Source organism: Lysinibacillus telephonicus, from assembly GCF_039654155.1.
GTDB lineage: Bacteria > Bacillota > Bacilli > Bacillales_A > Planococcaceae > Ureibacillus > Ureibacillus telephonicus.
Genome location: NZ_CP155468.1, coordinates 2267772 through 2288848 on the forward strand (window position 1 = coordinate 2267772; position 21077 = coordinate 2288848).

Sequence of the window (21077 nt, forward strand, 5' to 3'; positions counted from 1 at the left end):
ACTTTTCTATTATCATATATATACTTATTTTATTTTAATTAACAGTATGTAAATTTTCCAATAAAAAATTTCTATAATATGTAATATTATCGTTTTTTCATGATGCATCATAAAAACTCACTTAAGGATGTAGAATAAACCGAGATCGTCATTTTAGACGATCTCGGTTCCTGAACTAAAATGAATATCAAATAGGTTATGAGCTATTTTATATAATCATTTTATTAGTACATAAAATTATTTTGCAACATCAACAATACGGCCTTCAACTGTTGGTGTAATATCACCAATTGATTTTAAATGTTCTACAAGGTTTTCCCAATCGGATAAACCTAAGTCTGTTACACGACCATCTGCATAGGCAACAGCAAACATATCATAGCCGTCGCCACCCTTAGCAGTAAATGCATTAGTAGCAATTGTGTAAGTTTTATCATCTTCAATTTGAACATCATTACCGCTTGCATCTTTATAAGTAATTGATACAATACGTTCTCCAGCAGGTTTTGAAGAATCGAATTCTACTTTAGTTCCTGTAGATACGTGTAGGAAACCTCCATTCTCATCTGGATAGCTGCCAACACTAACTTCAAATGCTGCCTTTAACTCTGCACCTGTTACATCCATAATCGCTAATGTATTACCAAATGGAAGTACAGTTATCGCTTCTCCAACAGTAATTGGTCCTTCGCCAATACTTGCACGAATTCCACCACCATTTTGTACAGCCATAATAACTTCTTTATTTGTATATTGTTTTGCTTTAGAAAGCATACCGTCAGTAATAATATTACCAAGTGCAGTTTCGTTCTTGCGGACACTTAATTGATCAGTATTTCCTTCATCAGATACACGTGGGTTTTCTAATGCAGAGATTGCACTTACACCGATTTCTTCATTTTGTACTGAATCTACCTGATCTTTATATGGTTTTAAAATTTCTAATGCTTTAGGATCATCCGCATAGTTTGCTAACTCTAATAATTTACCTTCGAAATCAACAACTACACCTTTATCATCAAATGTTACATCAAGTGTACCTAAGTAATCACTATATTGGTATGCTTGTACGATTAACGTTGCATCTTTTGCTTCACCCGTTGTATTTGTATCAACAACAACTGGTTCCTCTAATTTAGTATGACTATGACCGCCTACTATAATATCGATGCCTTCAACAGATTGAGCTAAAATTAAGTCATTATCATAGTCAGCACTGTCATCGTAACCAATATGAGTTAAAGCAATAATTTTATCCACACCTAAATCTTCAAATGCCTTTACCGCTTTCTCAGCTTCTTCAATATAATTCTCAAAAACGATGCTTCCTGGAGAAGAGATATCTTTTGTTTCAGCAGTTGTTAAACCAAAAATACCTACTTTCTCTCCTTCAATTTCTTTTACAATACCACTATAAATTTTTCCATTTTCAGGTTCACTAGAAATTAAATCATTAAATAATCCAGTAAACTTGGAGTCTTTTGAAAAATCAACATTTGAAGATACAAATGGGAAATTAGCTGCTTCAATAAAATCAACTAATGCTTGGTGGCCTTCAGGGCTTGATCCTAAATCAAATTCATGGTTTCCAAAAGTCATGAAATCATATCCCATATAATTTAGGAAGGCAAGGTCGGCTTGTCCCTTAAATTCATTAGAATATAGAGTCCCGCTATTTGCATCACCTGCATCTAGCAATAAAGCATTAGGATTTTCTGCACGAACTTCTTTTACTGCAGTAGCACGTTTTGGAGCATTTTCAACACGTCCATGTGTATCATTGCTGTGCATAATTGTTAAATCGAATGTAGCAGTATCAGATGTAGTCGTATCAGGTTCAGTATCTTTAACAGAGTTTAAAGCTCGTGTAATTAAAGTTACTGCTTGTCCACGAGTAACAGGTTTATTTAATGAAAATGTAGTTTCAGAAGTGCCTGTTGTAATACCATTATCGTAAAGGGCTTTTACAAATGGCTTATAGCTATCAGTTACATCAGTAAAAGGCAATTCTTCATTATTTTTTGGTTGTAATTCAAATGCTTGAGCAATTACTTTTGCCAATTGTCCACGTGTAATAACATTGTTTACTTTGAACGTATTATCGTCGTATCCACCAATAATTTTAGATTCTGCTAATGCTGAAATTGCTTTGTAATATTGATGTGATTTTGGAACATCAGTGAATTTAGGATCTGTAGCAGTTGCCCCATCAAGTTGTAAAACTTGAGCAATAATTTTAGCTGCTTGTCCACGAGTTAGAGATTCATCTGGTCTAAATGTCCCATCCGGGTAACCAGAAATTGCTCCTAATTCTACTAGTTGATTAATAGAAGCATAGTAAGAGGAAGATGTAGATACATCTTTAAATGAAATGGACTCCGCTTGAACAGGAGTTAATAGTAAAGCAGAAGCAACAATAGAAGATGCTACAGTTGCAGTGTAAATTTTGTTTCGATTTTTGTCAAAATTCATTCAATAAGCCCTCCAATATTATGGGAATTTAGAAACAGATTCCTATTAACTATTTTACAAGAAAGAATTAAAAAATACTAACTATTATAATGTTAAAATTATGTAATTTCTGAAAATAATTCTTTTGTACTATTTATAAAAATCGAGTAGAGGAAAAATAAGTTGACTTATTTTCGCCCCTCTCACAACACCGTACGTACGGGTCTCGTATACGGCGTTTCAATTTATATCACAGTGTGAACTTCTAAGTAACGTTCTAAAGCAGAGGGTATTCCCCTCTGCTTTAGTCTTTTATTAGAGATTGCTCTATGAACAACTTTCGATAATCCGATAAATCGATAACCTTTCCTACAGAATGTTAAGCCTTTGGCTTCTTCTTCGGGTATACCTAATTGGATTAGCGACCTTATCTGTCTTCTTGGTACCTTCCATTGTTTCCAAATGATTACCCTTATTCTTGAGCGTAGTTTCTTATCAATTTTACGCATAGCCGTTTTCATGTTTGCAGTTCTAAAATAATTTACCCAACCAAATATTACTTGTTTTAGTTTCAGTATTCGGTAGTCTAACGGAATGCTCCAGTTTCGTTTTGTTAGTTGTCGAAGTTTCCTTTTAAATTTCTGTACTGAAATTGGATGTGGTCGGACTTGATATTTCTTATCTTTTGAATCGTAGTAATATCCAAACCCCAAAAATTTCAAGTCTTTTGGACGAGCGATTTTACTCTTTTCTGTATTGACAATCAACCCTAATTTCTTTTCTATAAATTTCACGACTGATTCCATTACTCTGTTTGCAGCTTTCTCACTCTTCACAAAGATAAGAACGTCATCCGCATATCTCACGAATTGGAGTCCTCTATTTTCTAGTTCCTTGTCCAGTTCATTCAACATTATGTTACTTAGCAGTGGGCTAAGGTTTCCTCCTTGTGGGGTTCCAATCGGTGTTTCTTCATATTTCCCCTTTACCATGACCCCACTGACCAAGTATTTTCTTATTAAAGAAATGACATCTCCATCATCGATTGTTTTGGATATAATTCGCATGAGTTTATCATGGTTGACTGTGTCGAAAAATCTTTCAAGGTCAATGTCCACTATCCAATCATATCCATCGTTCAGAAATTCGAGGCTTTTTATGATTGCCATCTCACAACTTCTATTTGGTCTAAAACCGTAACTGTATTCACTGAACTCTTTTTCAAATATCGGACTGAGTACTTGATGAATTGCCTGTTGAACTACCCTATCCACTACTGTTGGTATTCCCAGTTTGCGCATCTTTCCATTTTCTTTTGGGATTTCCACTCGTAAGGCAGCTTGTGGTTGGTATTTTTTGGTTCTGATGCGCTGACGTAGCTCATCCTTGTTCTCTTTCAGATACTTTTTAAGTTCATCAACCGTTATTCCGTCGACTCCACCTGCACCTTTATTTTTATAGACACGTAAGTAGGCTTCATTCATATTTTGATTGCTTAGAATCTTTTCTAATAGTTGCACACTCGTTTCTCCTTTCCTCTTACGTAGTAAGTAATATCTCCATTTTGGTTATCATTTGAGATACGCTCATACTTTCACCATTAACACATTCGGAGTCCGTTACTTACGCATTTGTGGCGTTGAAACACTATAAATTGTTCAGCCCTTCATGACCAAAGGTCATTACTATGGCTTCTGCTGACTTCTTGCGACTAACCGTTTTCGACTGTAACTATGTACATCCGCAAGACCTCCCAGGGTAAGACAACTATCTTTCCTCTTTTACTCGCCTGATTTACTCTGCAAAGTTACGCACATCTTTTGGACTTTAACTTGTTATGGAGTCTTATCCCTTTGTAGAGCCTTGGTATCAGATTTCTGTTCGTCGAGCCAAGATTTTATTCCACGCTTCCTCCAGCCCTTATCTCGCGATAAGTACCTTGCGCTTCCTTAGTGGTTGGTCGATGTGTACCTCCACAGTGGACTTTCACCACCTAGATAGTTGCCATGCCTGGCACACATAAAAAAACAGGTTGAACATGTCAACCTGTTTTTTTGGACGGATAATTGTAAACTAAAAGTATTTTTCAGTGTACGATTACCTTCCCTATTATTATTCAGCTGCTTTTGCACGAAGTACCATTTGAAGGATACCACCATGACGGTAGTAGTCTACTTCTACTTCTGAATCGAAACGAGCTAGAGCTTTGAATTCTTTAACTGTTCCGTCTTCAGCTTTAGCTGTAACAGTTAAAATATCACGTGGTTTTACATCGTCAGTGATGTTTACAGAGATTTCTTCTTTACCTGTTAAGCCTAAAGTTTCTGCGCTTTCACCTGGCATGAATTGAAGTGGTAATACACCCATCATTACAAGGTTAGAACGGTGAATACGTTCGTAGCTTTGTGCAATAACTGTTTTAATACCTAGTAAGAAAGTACCTTTTGCAGCCCAGTCACGAGAAGATCCCATACCATAGTCGTTACCAGCTAATACAACTAAACCAGTGCCATTAGCTTGATATTTCATAGCTGCATCGTAAATGTACTCAACTTCACCAGTTGGCCAGTAAGTAGTGAATCCACCTTCTGTACCTGGTGCTACTTGGTTACGGATACGGATGTTTGCAAATGTACCACGCATCATTACTTCATGGTTACCACGACGAGAACCATAAGAGTTGAAGTCACGGATTGCAACACCGTTTTCTTGTAAATATTTACCTGCTGGAGTGTCTTTACCAATTGCACCAGCTGGAGAAATATGGTCAGTTGTAATAGAATCACCGAACTTAGCAATTACACGTAATCCATCAAGACCTTTGATTGCTTCAGGCTCTTTAGAAAGACCAGTGAAGAATGGTGGGTTTTGAATGTATGTTGATTTTTCATCAAATGTGTAAAGAGACTCAGTTGATGTTTCAATAGCATTCCATTTTTCGTTAGCAGTAAATACAGTTTCGTATTCTTTTTGGAATAGTTCACGAGTTACTACTCTGTTTAAAACTTCGTTAACTTCTTCAGTTGAAGGCCAGATGTCAGCGAAGAATACATCGTTGCCATCTTTGTCTTTACCTAAAGAATCTTTTTGTAGGTCGATATCTACAGTACCAGCTAAAGCGTAAGCAACTACTAATGGTGGTGAAGCTAAGTAGTTAGCTTTTACTAGTGGGTGTACACGACCTTCGAAGTTACGGTTACCAGAAAGAACTGAAGTAACGAATAAATCTTTTTCTTTAATAGCTTCTTCGATTTCTGGAAGTAATGGACCAGAGTTACCGATACATGTTGTACAACCATAACCTACAGTGTTGAAACCGATTTGGTCAAGGTAAGTTTGTAAACCTGAATCTTCTAAGTAACCTGTTACTACTTTAGAACCAGGAGCTAATGAAGTTTTAACCCATGCAGGTGGTTGAATACCTTTTTCTACTGCTTTTTTCGCAACTAAACCAGCTGCTAAAAGAACGTATGGGTTTGATGTATTTGTACAAGATGTAATAGCAGCGATTGCTACAGCACCTGTAGGCATTTCTACATCGCCATCTGCAAATTTAATTGTAGATGTTTTTGAGAATTCATCTTCAGTTAAACCGAATCCTTGTACGCCCATTGGAGCAGTAACAGCTTCATGATAACGAGCTTTCATTTCTGAAAGTGGAATTAAATCTTGTGGACGTTTTGGACCAGAAAGGTTTGGTTCAATTTCATCTAATTTAACTTCTAATACGTCTGTGTATACAGGCTCTAGAGCTGGATCGAAGAATAAGCTGTTTGCTTTTAAGTAGTTTTCTACTACTGCGATGTGCTCTTCGTCACGACCTGTTAAACGCATGTAGTTTAATGATTCTTCATCGATTGCGAAGAAACCACATGTAGCACCATATTCTGGAGCCATGTTTGAGATTGTAGCACGGTCAGCAAGTGGTAATTTAGATACACCAGGACCGAAGAATTCTACGAATTTACCTACTACGCCACGTTGACGTAATACTTGTGTTACTTTTAATGCTAAGTCAGTTGCAGTAGCACCGTTTGGAAGTTCACCAGTTAATTTAACACCGATAACTTCAGGAATTGGGAAGTATGAAGGTTGTCCAAGCATACCTGCTTCAGCTTCAATACCACCAACACCCCAACCAAGAACACCGATACCGTTGATCATAGTTGTGTGTGAGTCAGTACCTACTACTGAGTCTGGGAAAGTTTCAAAAGTGCCATCTTCGTTTTCTTTAACGTGAACAACTGGCGCTAAATATTCTAAGTTTACTTGGTGTACGATACCTGTTGCTGGTGGTACAGCACGGAAGTTATCGTATGCAGTTTGAGCCCATTTTAAGAAGTTGTAGCGTTCTGCGTTACGTTCGAACTCTAAATCCATGTTAGCTTGTAATGCTGAAGCATTACCATATTTGTCAACTTGTACTGAGTGGTCAATTACAAGGTCAACTGGAATTGCTGGATTGATTTTATTTGGATCTCCACCTAATTCTTTCATAGCTGAACGTAAAGAAGCTAAGTCAACTACTACTGGAACCCCAGTGAAGTCTTGTAATACTACGCGAGAAGGTTTGAATGGTACTTCACCTTCTGGATCTGCACCGTTGCCAAATTTTGCAAGGTTGTTTACATGTTCTTCTTTAATTACATAGTTGTCATATTGACGTAATACAGATTCTAATAATACTTTAATTGAGTATGGTAGGCGTGATACGTTCGCGATACCAGCTTCTTCAATCGCAGATAAACGGTAATAGTTATATGTTTTACCATTAACTTCGAATGACGAACGGCTGTTGTGTAAGTTGCTTGCCATTTGTGTACTCCCCCTAGTTAATAATTCGAAAAGGCTAACAAAGCTTCTTTTCTCCAATGACCATCATATCGTATTTATATACATAAGTAAATTACATTAATTTTATCTTTTGTGATAAGTTATTTTTATGACCTTGTAATTCACTCAGCAAAAATCAGTATATCCGAAGTTGCTAAAAAACAAAAGAAGTTATGCTTAAACTCTATTATCGCCAAAGCTAAATTGTTAAGTCACTTAGTATATTCCCGTCGTCATCCAGAACTTTAATGTTAAAGTGATTGTTTTCCTCTAATTTTGATCGTTCGATAAACCAAATATAGTATCCTTCAACCTTATACAGTTTTAATACATCCTCTGAAAGTGTAGATAAGTCGATCATGTCAGCATATTTTTCATTGACTTTTATTTTGACTTCTCCATTTGGTTTAATGAGTCCAAACAATATTTTACTGTCTGAATAGGCAGCCGTAATTTTATTTTCATCTAGTGGATCAGGTAAAGGAGAATATGAACCATCTCCTTCACTCCACCCTTTTAAATTTTTTATAACAACACCTGTACCAAAGTAATTGCCATTCGACAAAAAGAAGTATCGCTGTTCTTTTTCTGTTTTTGGTCCCTCAATCCACTCATAATCAGCGTCTGTTGGCAATGCTTCTTGGGGTGAATCCTTTCCATCACCCGAAAAGTGAACAAAATATAAATTGAATAAGTAACCTAATAATAGAATAGCAGCAACAAAATATATAATTCTTGTAAAACGACTTCGCATCTAATTAACCCTCTTTCGTTTTTACTGTTTCATCCATTTAGCAATAAATAATGAAACTACACCATTTAGCTGCGGCATTTTATTAGAGAATTTCAATGTGAAATATAATGTTTTCATAAAATGAAGTGTGTTTGTACGTGCTCTAAAGTATTGTGGAGTATAACCCACTTCCATTAAATAAAATTGCAACTTATCAAATACTTGTTCTACCCATTCAACTAAAATTTCTTCTGGAAAGTCATGAATCATTAATTTTTCAAAAATAGCTACTAACCGTTCTTCTTCATCATCAACAAAAACAGCTTCCTTCCAGAGACTATCCTTAATGCCTTGCAGAAGTTTTGGAGCAAGTCTTACATCGAATGATGGATGGCTTACTACCGCATTCGCTAAGTCCGCACCGTGTGCGATTGCATGTGCCCACCCCTGTTCTTCTCCAACAAAACCGCGCACATCCATTTCACTTATTAAATATGGCGTACAAGCTTCTAAGATATGGCAAGCTTCTTCGTTTGACAAAAAGTGCAGCTGACTATCAACACGGAGTAAAACAGAAAGCCATAAAGCAGAAAATGATCTAGTAAATACCGTATCCGTATGTCGTTCTCCAATTGAACAATATAAATAGTCTTTTCCATAAAGTGTGAGGGAAAGCTGCTTCATCTGTTCCATTGTCATTAATTGTTCCGATAATAATTCAATAAATAAACGATAATTTAATTTATCTCTAAGTTCATCATCTGGATGTCCAATATGTAAAAGCATGTTTTGCAGCAATTCATTGCCATTATTAACCATATATTGCTGACGTTCATTAATATTCATATTTAGTATTTCTAGTAATGTGTTTTTCAATTAAAAATCCTCCTAAAAATCAAACATATCGTTTCAATTGTAAACTTCGAATCACTATTTTACTAGGAAAGTATTCCACCCTCCTCTTTTTGTAAAGATTAAAAGTTAATCCTTATAAAAAAGGCACCTAATCCTACTTAAAAAGTATTCAGTATTCGTGGGTTCTTTTTTTGCAAGGTGTCTTTTTCTAATAATAACGATTAAGATTTTGATTTTTTAGTGAAAATAGGAATATTCACAAAGATTTAGGAGGGGCCCATTGATGGTAATATTAAAAGTTTTTTCAAAAATTTTTTCAAATAATAAAACAATACAACGGATGGTGCAAGGTTCAAAATCAGGAAAATTAATTCAGTTAAAACCAAAGAGATACAAGGAATCAATACGTTTTGAAAAAAATATGGTTCTTGCAGGCGATCAAAATGAAGAAACAGTTATTGAAGGATTAATTATTGTTCCCAAAAATGTATCAGTAACAATTCAAAATATAACAATTGCAGCAACAGCACAAATGTATATTGAAGGAGACGCGGTTCTAAATAATTGTCGTTTTATTGGAAAAAAAGCTGATGTACTCGTTACTGTAGATGGTGGTAAGTTAAATGCATATGCTTGTGTATTTGAGCAGGCAAAGGAAATGGCAGTATCAGTCATTAATAATAGTAAAGCGATATTTGAACATTGTACCTTCTCCAAAAACGGCAAGGTCCAAATTTTATCAGAGTCTTCTCAAATTTGCGTTGAGAAATGTACATTTTCTGAAGCAAAGCATGCATTTTGGATAAAAAACTACTCGCTTTTACAATCGAAAAACATCCATGTACATCATCATTTGAGTACCCAAATAATAGTTGAGGAATCCAAGTACTTTGATTATGAAAGTACAATCGAGCACGGAAAAGGCATTGGTCTACAAATATTACAAGCTGGAGAAGCATCGTTGCAATCGACACTTTTCCGCTCTAATGCCCTTTCCCAAATTTGCGCACACGGCGGCTATTTAACTGCAAGAAAATGTACGATTCAGAATGGAAATGATGTAGGAATATCCGTTCGAGACAATGGCGATGCACAGATTTCTTATTGTGATGTAGCAGATCATAAAAAAGCCAATGTTCAAGCTACAAAAAAATCACGAATGAATATAGAATTTTGTCATATAAATGGAGGCGAAGGATTCGGGATTCAAATTAGCAAAGAATCAATTATCAATATTCTAGAAACAGTAATTACCGGTCATCGCTCCACACAGTTAACAATTTCTGATCAATCAATCTGCTCCATTAAAAAAAGTAAAATAAAAGAAGGGTATCATGTAGGTATTTGCATCGAAGATTTCGGCAACTGTGCTATCGTAGAAAGTGAAATTACAAATAATGCAAACTCTGCTATTACAGTTTTCAAATCAGAATTAATAGTCTTTAAATCGGTATTAACTCAAAATGTCGGCAATGGCATACTAGCGATGTCAGATTCAAAAGTTGATGTAGATTCTTGTAAATTCTACGATAATGAAATGCCCCATATTGCATGTAAATCCAATGTTCATCTTTTAATTGCACAAAGTGAATTATTTAATGGAAAAAGTCTGTTTATAGTAAATGATTGCGAAGTGGTTGCGATAAATAGTCAATTTTATGATAGTCATAATGTACAAGTTGAAATTTGCGACCAGTCAACAGCAAGATTTGAGCATTGTCAAATATATAATGGCAATTCATATGGAGTAAAAGTGCTGCGAAACTCCAGCTTCTATTTATTTGATAGCCAAATTTTTAATCATGAGCTTTCACAAATAGTAGTAAATGACAGCTCTGTAATTTTGAAAAATAGCGAACTGTTTGATGGCTGTCGTAATGCCCTCTTTATACAAAATCATAGCGAAGTATATATTCAGGATTGTTTTATATCAAAACATATCCAGCATCAAATATGGGTTGATTTTGAGTCTATTGTCGATTTAAAAAGCGTACAATTAACAGATGGAAATCATTCAGATATTTTTGCGCAAAATCAATCATCTGTTTTTGTTTCGGATAGTATGATTCGGAACAATAAGTCTAGATATAATATTCAAGCTGTTAACTTTTCAAAAATCGAATTATCAAGAACGATAGTTGAAAATAAAGTTGGAGACGTCTATTACAGTGAAAATCATAGTTTTATAAAACAGTTAGATTTTTGATTATTCCGCTAGAAATTTGTTTCATTTACCCCGTTCACGGTAAAATGTTCTAAATGAAGCAAAAGTAGTTTTCGAAAAGATGTTTGTATGAGAAAATGAATTTCTGGAAAGGAAGATCGAAAACTATGACGACTTTAGAAAAAATTACACCGAAGTTTGACCCATGGGAAGCTTACTTAGATATAGAACAACACGGAAAATTAACTCTTAGTAATATAGAATTCACAACAACTACTTTATGTAATATGCGTTGTGCCCATTGTGCTGTAGGCTATACATTACAACCGAAGGATCCAGTAGGTTTGCCTATAGAGTTAATCTTAAAAAGATTAGATGAGATTCCTCATTTAAAAACATTAAGCATTACTGGCGGCGAACCGATGTTAAGCAAAAAATCTGTTGCTAATTATGTGAAACCCATTTTACAATATGCACATGAACGTGGCATCCGAACTCAGATGAATTCAAACTTAACAATTGACGGGGAACGTTATTTAGAAATTGCACCATATCTGGACGTGCTGCATATTTCTCATAACTGGGGTACGATTGAGGAATTCGTTGAAACAGGTTTTGCGATGATGGAACGGAAACCCACATTCAACCAACGTGCTGCCCTTTTTGATCGTATGATTGAAAATTCTCGCATGTTATCTGAACAAGGTGTTATGGTATCAGCTGAAACAATGTTAAATAAAAAAACTATTCCATACATCGAACATATACATCATCAAATTGTACACGAAATGAAATGTGCACGTCATGAAGTTCATCCAATGTATCCATCTGATTTTGCTTCTAGTCTTACTTCACTTTCATTAGAAGAAACGCGTGATGCAATTCATCATTTACTAGACATACGAGATGAATCTGTATGGATGCTCTTTGGCACGCTCCCATTTTACCCTTGTAGTCAAAGTGAAGAGGATTTAGCTTTATTAAAACGTTTACGTGATGCTAAAAATGTTACATTACGTAACGATCCAGATGGCCGTTCAAGATTAAATGTAAATATTTTCACAGGAGATGTTATTGTAACAGATTTTGGTGATACACCTGCTTTAGGGAATATTAAAACAGAATCGCTGACTGATGCATTTGATAAATGGCTTGACACTGATTTAGCAAAGTCGTTAAACTGCCATTGTCCTGCCGTAAAATGCTTAGGTCCAAATGTATTAGTTAAAAATATGTATTATCAAGATTCAAAGTTTAAAAGTGGTTCGGTAAAATAACTTTAATTTTTGAATAGATAAGATATTCTAATATATCTTATCTATTCTTCTTTTCTGTACTCTTTTACTAAACTATGAAAAGCTATAAATTATTCTAATAAAATAATTTAAATTAATTGTAACTTTTTTGTAATATAATCGTCATATTTACATCAGGAAAAAGTAAGGAGAATTATTATAATGTGTGGATTTACAGGATTTATAGGCGAAGTAGAAAATGCTTCTACTGTTTTAGAAAACATGATGAATCAAATTATACATAGAGGTCCTGACAGTGGTGGCAGTTTCATTGAAGGGAAAGCAGCTCTAGGTTTTCGCCGACTGAGTATTATCGATTTACACAACGGTTCGCAACCTTTGTATAATGAAGACCAATCGTTAGTATTAATTTTTAACGGTGAAATTTATAATTTTCAATTAATACGAGAAGACCTTATTTCAAAGGGACATATTTTTAAAACAAATACTGATAGTGAAATATTACTACATGGCTATGAAGAGTATGGAACGGATTTAGTAAAGAAACTTCGTGGTATGTTTGCATTTGTCATTTGGGATCGAAATAATCAAACACTATTTGCTGCTAGAGACCATTTTGGCATTAAACCTTTTTACTATGGTCAAATGAATGGAACTTTATTTTTCGGTTCAGAAATTAAAAGTTTTCTTCCCCATCCAAATTTCGTGAAGGAACTTAATGAGCAGGCATTAAAACCATATTTAACATTCCAATATCCAGTGTTAAAAGAAACGTTCTTTAAAGGAATTTTTAAACTTCCAGCTGCTCACTACTTAACATATCAAAAAGGAAAATTAACTGTAAGTCGTTACTGGGAGCCACAGTTTAACCCTGAAGAAAAAGAGTTAGATTCCTTTGTTGAAGAGATAGATGATGTAGTTCGAGAGTCTGTAAAAGCACATACAATTGCAGATGTTAAAGTAGGTTCGTTTTTATCAAGTGGAGTCGATTCAAGCTATGTGGCATCAATTTTGCGTCCAGATCAAACATTTACAGTTGGGTTTAGTACAGAGAATTTTTCTGAAATAGACAATGCTAAACAATTATCCAATGAGCTTGGCATTGAAAATGTAAGTAAAGTATTAGATCCAATAGAATGTTTTAATGATCTAAATAAAATTCAATACATGATGGATGAGCCACACTCAAATCCATCGATTATTCCATTGTATTATTTAGCTCGCTTAGCTAGTGAGCATGTAACAGTTGTACTTTCCGGTGAAGGTGCAGATGAACTTTTTGGTGGTTATGATTTATATTCAGATACTCCAAATATGAAAAAATATAAAAATTTACCTGCTTTTGTGAAAGCATTTGGTTCACTCATCCCATCTATACTGCCAAATAGTAGAATTGCTCATTTTATTAAACGTGCCAATTCCACTGTTGAAGAAACGTTTATTGGACAAGCACGTATTTTTGAAGAAGATGAAGCGGCTGAAATTTTAAAATCAGATTTCTTGCAAGCACCTTCTGTAAAGGATATTGTGATGCCAATCTACGAAAAAGCTAAAGGATATGATGACGTAACAAAAAAACAATACCTTGATTTACATTTATGGTTAGTAGACGATATTTTATTAAAAGCAGATAAAATGTCGATGGCACATTCCATAGAACTACGCGTTCCTCTATTGGACCGCGAAGTGATGGATGTTGCATCAACACTTCCTACTCGCTTCCGTGTAAATGAACAAAATTCAAAATTTGCTTTTAGGAAGGCTGCGAACAGTACATTACCTAAGGCTTGGGCGAATCGTAAAAAAATCGGATTCCCTGTTCCAATTCGCCATTGGCTTCGTGATGAACAATTTGTTTCTCAAGTTCGTACAGCTTTTCTAAGCCAAACAGCAAATTCTTTCTTTAATCAAGATAAAATATTGCAATTACTTGATGAACATGTAGCTGGAGAACATAATCACCAACGTAAGATATGGACAATTTACATGTTCTTAGTTTGGTATGATGAATACTTTGTTAAATCAAATGAACAAGCTAACAAGGAATTACCTAAACCATTATCAGTGTAATAATAATGAACAAGCCGAAAAATCCTTCAAGTGGATTTTTCGGCTTGTTTTGTTGTATAAATGAAAACCCCCTGCTATGCAGGGGGTTCCGGAAAGCTTATAGCTATGGACATAAAAAAAACTCCAGTCGTACAATAAAGTCAGGTCTGGTCAACCGACTTCGTACGAAAGGAGCTCCAAAATGGATAAGAAAAGTTTAGCACATACAACGTGGAATTGTAAGTATCACATTGTGTTTGCACCGAAATATAGAAGACAAGTGATTTATGGTCAAATAAAGGCAGATATAGGAAGAATCCTGCGACAATTGTGTGAAAGAAAAGGCGTGGAAATCATAGAAGCAAGTGCATGTCCCGATCATATTCATATGTTAGTAAGTATTCCACCGAAGTTAAGTGTTTCAGGATTTGTAGGTTATTTAAAAGGGAAGAGTAGTTTAATGATTTTCGATCGACACGCCAATCTGAAATATCGATATGGAAACAGAAAATTTTGGTGCAGAGGATTTTATGTGGATACAGTAGGAAGAAATAAAAAAACAATACAAGAATATATCAAAAATCAATTACAAGAAGATATCCTGGAAGATCAAATGACAATGAAAGAATTCATTGACCCTTTCACAGGAGAAGAAATCAATCGAAGAAAGAAATAAAAAAGCCGCTTTAGCGGCAAAGTGAGGAAGCGAAGTGCGGTTGGCGGACCTTTCAGAATGTCTTTAGACAGGAGCCAGTAACCCAGCGTTTCACGCGAAGAGCAAACCACCAGTTATACTGGTGGTTTTGACTTGAATTAGAATGCAATTCTTTTTGCTTCATAAACTGCGATATGTTCTTCGTATTTAAATGTCAACGCAATTTCATCCCAGCCATTTAGCAGCATTTCTTTATAATACGGATCAATGCTAAACTGATAAACTTTATCGTCTTCTCCTGTTACCGTTTGTGCTTCTAGATTTACTTCAACACTATATGGTTTTTCCTGTCCTTTTTGTAAAATCTCATCACACTCTTGTTCTGTAAGTTTAATAGGCAAAATTCCATTTTTAAAACAGTTATTATGGAATATATCTGCAAAACTAGGTGCAATTACAACTCGGAAGCCATAATCTAAAATTGCCCACGGAGCGTGTTCACGAGATGAACCACATCCGAAATTATCCTGGGCAACTAAAATTTGAGAGCCCTTATATTGTGGTTTATTTAAGACGAAATCAGAAATTTCATTTCCTTGTTCATCAAAACGCCAATGATAGAAAAGATAACGCCCGAATCCAGTACGTTCGATTCGTTTTAAAAATTCTTTTGAAATAATTTGGTCTGTGTCGACATTTTTACGATCTAACGGTGTTATGACACTTGTTACTTTATTAATAGGTTCCATCGTACCCCTCCTAAAAACTTATACTTCTTGCTTTACGTATTTTCGAACGTCTACGAAATGACCTTCAATAGCTGCTGCTGCTGCCATTGCAGGACTTACTAAGTGAGTGCGGGCCCCGGCACCTTGACGTCCTTCAAAGTTGCGGTTAGAAGTTGAAGCACAGCGTTCACCTGAAGGGATAATGTCTTCATTCATTCCAAGACAAGCTGAACATCCTGATTCTCTCCACTCAAAGCCGGCTTCTTTAAAGATTTTATCCAATCCTTCAGCTTCTGCTGCTGCTTTAGTAGAATAAGAACCTGGCACTACAATTCCTTTTACACCCGGGAATATTTTTTTACCCTCTACAATACTAGCAGCTGTACGTAAATCTGATAGACGAGAGTTCGTACAAGAACCGATAAAGACATGTTGAATTTTAATAGATGTAATTGGTTGGCCCTCTTCCAAGTCCATATAAGCAAGCGCTTTTTTCAAGGCTGCTTTATCTGATTCGTTATTATAATCATCAGCAGTAGGAACTGTTTTTGAAACACCTGTACCCATTGAAGGATTAGTTCCCCAAGTAACAATAGGTTCAATTTCTTCTGCATCGATTTCTAGAACAATATCGTAAGTACTTCCTGGATCAGAAGCTAAACTTAACCAGTAGGAAGCCGCTTCCTCAAATTTGTCTTCTTTTGGTGCATAACGGCGTCCACGTAAGAAATCAACTGTTGTTTGGTCAGGAGAAATAAGTCCTGCCTTTGCTCCTGCTTCAATTGACATATTACAAATTGTCATTCGCTCTTCCATTGTAAGCGAACGAATTGCTTCCCCAGTATATTCAACGATATGCCCAGTACCAACACCAATTCCCCACTTAGCAATGATGGCTAATATAATATCCTTAGCAGAAACACCAACACCAAGCTTACCATTTACACGAATTTCCATAGTTTTTGGTTTATTTTGCCATAATGTTTGAGTAGATAATACATGTTCAACTTCCGAAGTTCCGATACCGAATGCCAGTGCACCAAAAGCACCATGAGTTGATGTATGAGAGTCGCCGCAAACAATCGTTTTCCCTGGTTGTGTTAGCCCAAGTTCAGGACCAATTACGTGAACAATTCCTTGATCTGGATGCCCAATATCAGCTAATTGTATGCCAAACTCTTTAGCATTTTCAGCTAAAGTTGTAATTTGTTTTTTGGCAATTGGATCATTAATTGTTGGTAAATTTTTTGTCGGGACGTTGTGATCCATTGTCGCAAAACATAGATCTGGACGACGAACCTTTCGACCTGCTAGTCTTAAACCTTCAAAAGCCTGCGGTGATGTAACTTCATGAATTAAATGAAGATCGATGTATAGTAAATCTGGTTTACCAGTTTCTTGATAAACTACATGTGAATCCCAAATTTTTTCAATAATATTCTTTGCCATAATCTTCACCAATCCTTAAATATAAGATTCCATAATGCTATCAGCTACGAAATTAGTATCGATTTCAGCTATGACTTTATCCGTCCATTCATCAGTAGTTAAAGCACGGCTGCTGTCCTTTACTAAATCTGCAGTGAAGTAGCCATCATCAAATACAGCACTTACTGCACGTTCAATTTCTGCTGCCTCTTCTTTTAAACCAAATGAATACTTGAGCATCATTGCAACTGATAAAATAGTAGCTGCTGGGTTAGCAATTCCTTGCCCTGCAATTTCAGGTGCCGAACCATGGACTGGTTCGTATAAACCGAAACTATCGCTGCGAATTGATGCTGAAGGAAGTACACCCAATGAGCCCGTTATAACTGAAGCTTCATCACTTAAAATATCACCGAACATATTGTCTGTAACAACAACATCATAATAACCTGGGTTCGTAATTAGTTTCATTGCAACTGAATCTACTAGATTATGTTCCACCTTTACGTCCGGATATTGTTCTTTCTTTTCTTCTACGATTTGGCGCCATAGTCTTGAAGTTTCTAAAACGTTAGCTTTATCGACAGAGCAAAGCTTTCCTCTGCGAAGTCTTGCAAGTTCAAAAGCATTCTCAACAATACGTTCAATTTCACCACGTGAATAGATATTTAAATCGCTTGCTTCAGTTGTCGTACGTTTTTTCTCACCAAAGTAAATACCACCTGTTAATTCACGAACAATCATCAAATCAACATTTTCCGCAACTTCGCGTTTTAATGGAGAAGCATCAAGTAAGCTTGGAAATGCTTTTACTGGACGAAGGTTTGCGAATAAATCAAATGTTTTGCGAACTTTTAGCAAGCCTTTTTCAGGACGCAACTCTGCTGGATTGTTATCCCATTTTGGTCCTCCAACTGCTCCTAAAAGAATCGCATCACTCTCCTTACACAATTCAATTGTTTCTTCAGGAAGAGGATTATTGAATTGATCGATTGCTGCCCCGCCGATTGCAGCATATGCTAAGTGAAAATCATGCTTATATCGTTTTCCTATTACTTGTAATACTCGTACTGCAGCAGCAACAACTTCTGGCCCAATACCGTCGCCTGGTAGCACTGTAATTTTCTTTTCCATTGAAAAAACACCTTTCTTTTTGATGTCTAATTTCGCGTTATGTCAGCGAATTAGCAAACTATGTTTTGCATTTTCGAGAAATACGCTATTTAATAACGCTTCGTTCTAAGATGATTTATAGAAATGCCATCAAACGTATTAACATTTGATGGCATTTTACTGTTGATTTGCAAATAGTAGTACAATTAAACTTCAGTTGGTTGTTTTGTACGAATACTTTCCTGAATTAAATGACGATTAATCGCATTTAAGTATGCTTTAGCAGTTGCTTCTAGTACATCCTGAGATGCGTCTCGACCCGTTGAAGTAAAACCGTTATAACGCAAGTTTACAACTGCTTCACCTAATGCATCTCGACCTTTACTTACAGATTTAACTCGGAAGTCAAGGATATTAACTGTCGCATTAACTAATTGCTCAAGTGTATTGAAAATTGCCTCAACAGAACCTGCCCCAGTTGCAGCAAGTGTCTTTAGTTCGCCTTCTGGAGTAATTACAGATGCTGTTGCTGTCGGAATGTTTTCCGTACCGTAAGAAACTTGAACTGATTTTAATTCGTATAATTGAACATCTTCAACTGATACTTGTTGCTCAGTAAGAAGCGTCATTAAATCCTCTTCTGTAATTTCTTTTTTACGGTCAGCTAATTTTTTAAACTCTTGGAAAGCTTTGTTTAATTTCTCATCAGATAATTCAAAGCCCATTTTTTCAGCACGATCGCGGAATGCAGCACGTCCTGAGTGTTTACCTAAAACTAAAGGAACTTCCCCCTCACCTATTAACGCAGGTGAAATGATTTCATATGTTTCTTTATGTTTTAATACACCATCTTGGTGAATACCAGATTCATGGGCAAATGCATTTTTCCCAACTACCGCTTTATTAGGTTGAATTACAACACCAGTTAAGCGGCTTACAAGTTGCGAAGTACGTTTAATTTCTTTTAGATTCAAACCTGTTTCAACTTGATATAAATCATTGCGAATATGCATTGCAACACCGATTTCTTCAAGTGAAGCATTACCAGCACGCTCTCCAATACCATTAATTGTACATTCTACTTGGTCTGCACCATGTTGAATTGCTGAAATTGAGTTTGCAACAGCCATACCTAAGTCATCGTGGCAATGTGCTGAGAATTTAACTTTATCTGCGCCACGTACATTTTCGCGAAGGAATGAGAATAATTCACCATATTCTTGAGGTGATGCATATCCTACTGTATCAGGAACATTTATTGTCGTAGCACCAGCTTCAATTACTTTTTCGATGATACGTACTAAAAAGTCTCGGTCTGAACGGAACCCATCTTCAGCAGACCATTGTACAAGCGGGAAGAACTTTTTCGCATATTTAACAGCTTCTACAGCCTGCTCTACAACTTGATCAGGAGATTTTTTTAATTTGTACTCCATATGAATTGGACTTGTTGCCAAAAATACATGGATATGAGGCTGTTCAGCTATTTTAATAGCTTCCCAAGTCGTATCGATATCTTTTTGTACACAGCGTGCAAGACCTGTAACGATGGAATTTTTCACTGTACCGGCAATACGATTTACTGCTTCAAAATCACCGGGGCTTGAAGCAGGAAAACCTGCTTCAATAATAGTGACGCCAAGACGCTCCAATTGCTTTGCAATCTCAATTTTTTCTGCAGTATTCAAATTGATGCCAGCTGACTGCTCTCCATCACGAAGTGTTGTATCAAAAATATCTATCTTTCGCACTACTTAATCACCACTTGTTTCTTACCTTCATTAATGAACGGCATCATTTCTCGTAATTTCGCACCTACTTGTTCGATTTGGTGGTCAGCACCTGCTTGTTTGTACTCTGTATAGCGTGGGCGATTTGTTTCGTTTTCTTTAATCCAATCTTTTGCAAATGTACCATTTTGAATATCTGTTAAAACATCTTTCATACGAGCTTTAACTGACTCATCGATAATGCGTGGACCTGATACATAGTCTCCCCACTCAGCAGTATCAGATACTGAATAGCGCATTGTCGCCATCCCACCTTCGTACATTAAGTCAACGATTAATTTTAATTCATGAAGTGTTTCGAAATAAGCAAGCTCAGGTTGGTAACCAGCTTCAACCAATGTTTCAAAACCATATTTTACCAATTGAGTTGTACCACCGCAAAGAACTGCTTGCTCACCAAATAGATCAGTCTCAGTTTCTTCTTTAAATGTCGTTTCTAGCATACCAGCACGAGCAGCACCAATACCTTTACCGTAAGCCAATGCTAGATCGCGTGCTTCACCAGTAGCATCTTGATAGATTGCGAATAATGCAGGTACACCAGCACCTTGAACGTACGTACGACGAACTAAGTGTCCTGGACCCTTTGGAGCTACTAAAAATACGTCAACATCAGCTGGAGGCACGATTTGACCAAAGTTAATATTGAAACCATGAGCAAACATTAATGAATTGCCTGGTTGTAAATTTGGAGCGATTTCTTCTTCGTAAACTTGTTTTTGTCTTTCATCTGGAAGTAAGATTTGAATAATATCTGCTTCACTAGCCGCTTCAGCTACAGTTTTAACATCTAAACCGTCTTCTTTTGCTTGGTCGAATGATTTACCAGGACGTACACCAACTACTACGTCAAAACCAGATTCTTTTAAGTTTTGTGCATGGGCATGACCTTGTGATCCGTAACCGATAATTGCGATTTTCTTTTCTTTTAATACTGCCTCGTTAATTTCGTTTTGATAATACATTTTTGCCATTTTAATTTTCCCCCTAAAATTAGTTTTTTTGTTTGATTAAAAGATATA

General features: G+C 36.0%; 14 protein-coding genes. 4 read left to right on the forward strand and 10 right to left on the reverse strand.

All coding sequences use genetic code 11. The features are described from left to right. Positions 1-237: 237 nt before the first annotated feature. The 5 genes from MKY04_RS10750 to MKY04_RS10770 form a co-directional block, all read right to left on the reverse strand. Positions 238-2472, reverse strand: a complete 2235-nt coding sequence (locus MKY04_RS10750) for an S-layer homology domain-containing protein (RefSeq protein ID WP_126296093.1) — start codon at positions 2470-2472, stop codon at positions 238-240. 224 nt (positions 2473-2696) lie between these two features. Beyond that, positions 2697-3971 (reverse strand): group II intron reverse transcriptase/maturase, encoded by a 1275-nt coding sequence (gene ltrA / locus MKY04_RS10755; protein ID WP_346235040.1) that lies wholly within the window; start codon positions 3969-3971, stop codon positions 2697-2699. Positions 3972-4563: 592 nt separating this feature from the next. Continuing rightward, a complete protein-coding gene (gene acnA / locus MKY04_RS10760) occupies positions 4564-7266 on the reverse strand; it encodes an aconitate hydratase AcnA (protein WP_126296094.1) in 2703 nt (900 codons plus the stop codon). Between the two features lie 217 nt (positions 7267-7483). After that, the gene (locus tag MKY04_RS10765; protein ID WP_126296095.1) at positions 7484-8038 is read right to left on the reverse strand and encodes a hypothetical protein; all 555 of its coding nucleotides are present in this window, start codon (positions 8036-8038) and stop codon (positions 7484-7486) included. A gap of 21 nt (positions 8039-8059) precedes the next feature. Then, positions 8060-8893, reverse strand: coding sequence for a DUF2785 domain-containing protein (locus MKY04_RS10770; protein WP_126296096.1), 834 nt, complete (start codon positions 8891-8893; stop codon positions 8060-8062). Between the two features lie 262 nt (positions 8894-9155). Here MKY04_RS10770 and MKY04_RS10775 point away from each other — a divergent pair, with 262 nt between their 5' ends. The 4 genes from MKY04_RS10775 (at position 9156) to tnpA (ending at position 15017) form a co-directional block, all read left to right on the forward strand. Then, the gene (locus tag MKY04_RS10775; protein ID WP_126296097.1) at positions 9156-11078 is read left to right on the forward strand and encodes a right-handed parallel beta-helix repeat-containing protein; all 1923 of its coding nucleotides are present in this window, start codon (positions 9156-9158) and stop codon (positions 11076-11078) included. Between the two features lie 125 nt (positions 11079-11203). Continuing rightward, positions 11204-12313, forward strand: coding sequence for a radical SAM/CxCxxxxC motif protein YfkAB (gene yfkAB / locus MKY04_RS10780; protein ID WP_126296098.1), 1110 nt, complete (start codon positions 11204-11206; stop codon positions 12311-12313). A 180-nt stretch (positions 12314-12493) separates the two neighbouring features. Further along, on the forward strand, positions 12494-14362 hold the full coding sequence (gene asnB / locus MKY04_RS10785) for an asparagine synthase (glutamine-hydrolyzing) (RefSeq protein ID WP_346235859.1): 1869 nt from the start codon (positions 12494-12496) through the stop codon (positions 14360-14362). 181 nt (positions 14363-14543) lie between these two features. Then, complete coding sequence (gene tnpA, locus MKY04_RS10790; protein ID WP_346234657.1) at positions 14544-15017, forward strand: IS200/IS605 family transposase; 474 nt, start codon at positions 14544-14546, stop codon at positions 15015-15017. A 137-nt stretch (positions 15018-15154) separates the two neighbouring features. Here tnpA and leuD read toward each other — a convergent pair whose 3' ends face one another. From leuD to ilvC, 5 genes are all read right to left on the reverse strand, one after another. Then, positions 15155-15745 carry a 3-isopropylmalate dehydratase small subunit gene (gene leuD / locus MKY04_RS10795; protein WP_126292497.1) on the reverse strand — a complete coding sequence of 197 codons (591 nt, stop codon included), beginning with the start codon at positions 15743-15745 and terminating at the stop codon, positions 15155-15157. Positions 15746-15763: 18 nt separating this feature from the next. Further along, on the reverse strand, positions 15764-17173 hold the full coding sequence (leuC, locus tag MKY04_RS10800; RefSeq protein WP_126292498.1) for a 3-isopropylmalate dehydratase large subunit: 1410 nt from the start codon (positions 17171-17173) through the stop codon (positions 15764-15766). A gap of 15 nt (positions 17174-17188) precedes the next feature. Continuing rightward, positions 17189-18286: a 3-isopropylmalate dehydrogenase gene (gene leuB, locus MKY04_RS10805; protein ID WP_126292499.1), complete on the reverse strand. Its 1098-nt coding sequence runs from the start codon at positions 18284-18286 to the stop codon at positions 17189-17191. A 185-nt stretch (positions 18287-18471) separates the two neighbouring features. Continuing rightward, complete coding sequence (locus MKY04_RS10810; RefSeq protein WP_126292500.1) at positions 18472-20016, reverse strand: 2-isopropylmalate synthase; 1545 nt, start codon at positions 20014-20016, stop codon at positions 18472-18474. Beyond that, positions 20016-21029 (reverse strand): ketol-acid reductoisomerase, encoded by a 1014-nt coding sequence (gene ilvC / locus MKY04_RS10815; protein ID WP_126292501.1) that lies wholly within the window; start codon positions 21027-21029, stop codon positions 20016-20018. Before ilvC ends, MKY04_RS10810 begins: the two co-directional genes overlap by 1 nt. Positions 21030-21077 lie beyond the last annotated feature (48 nt).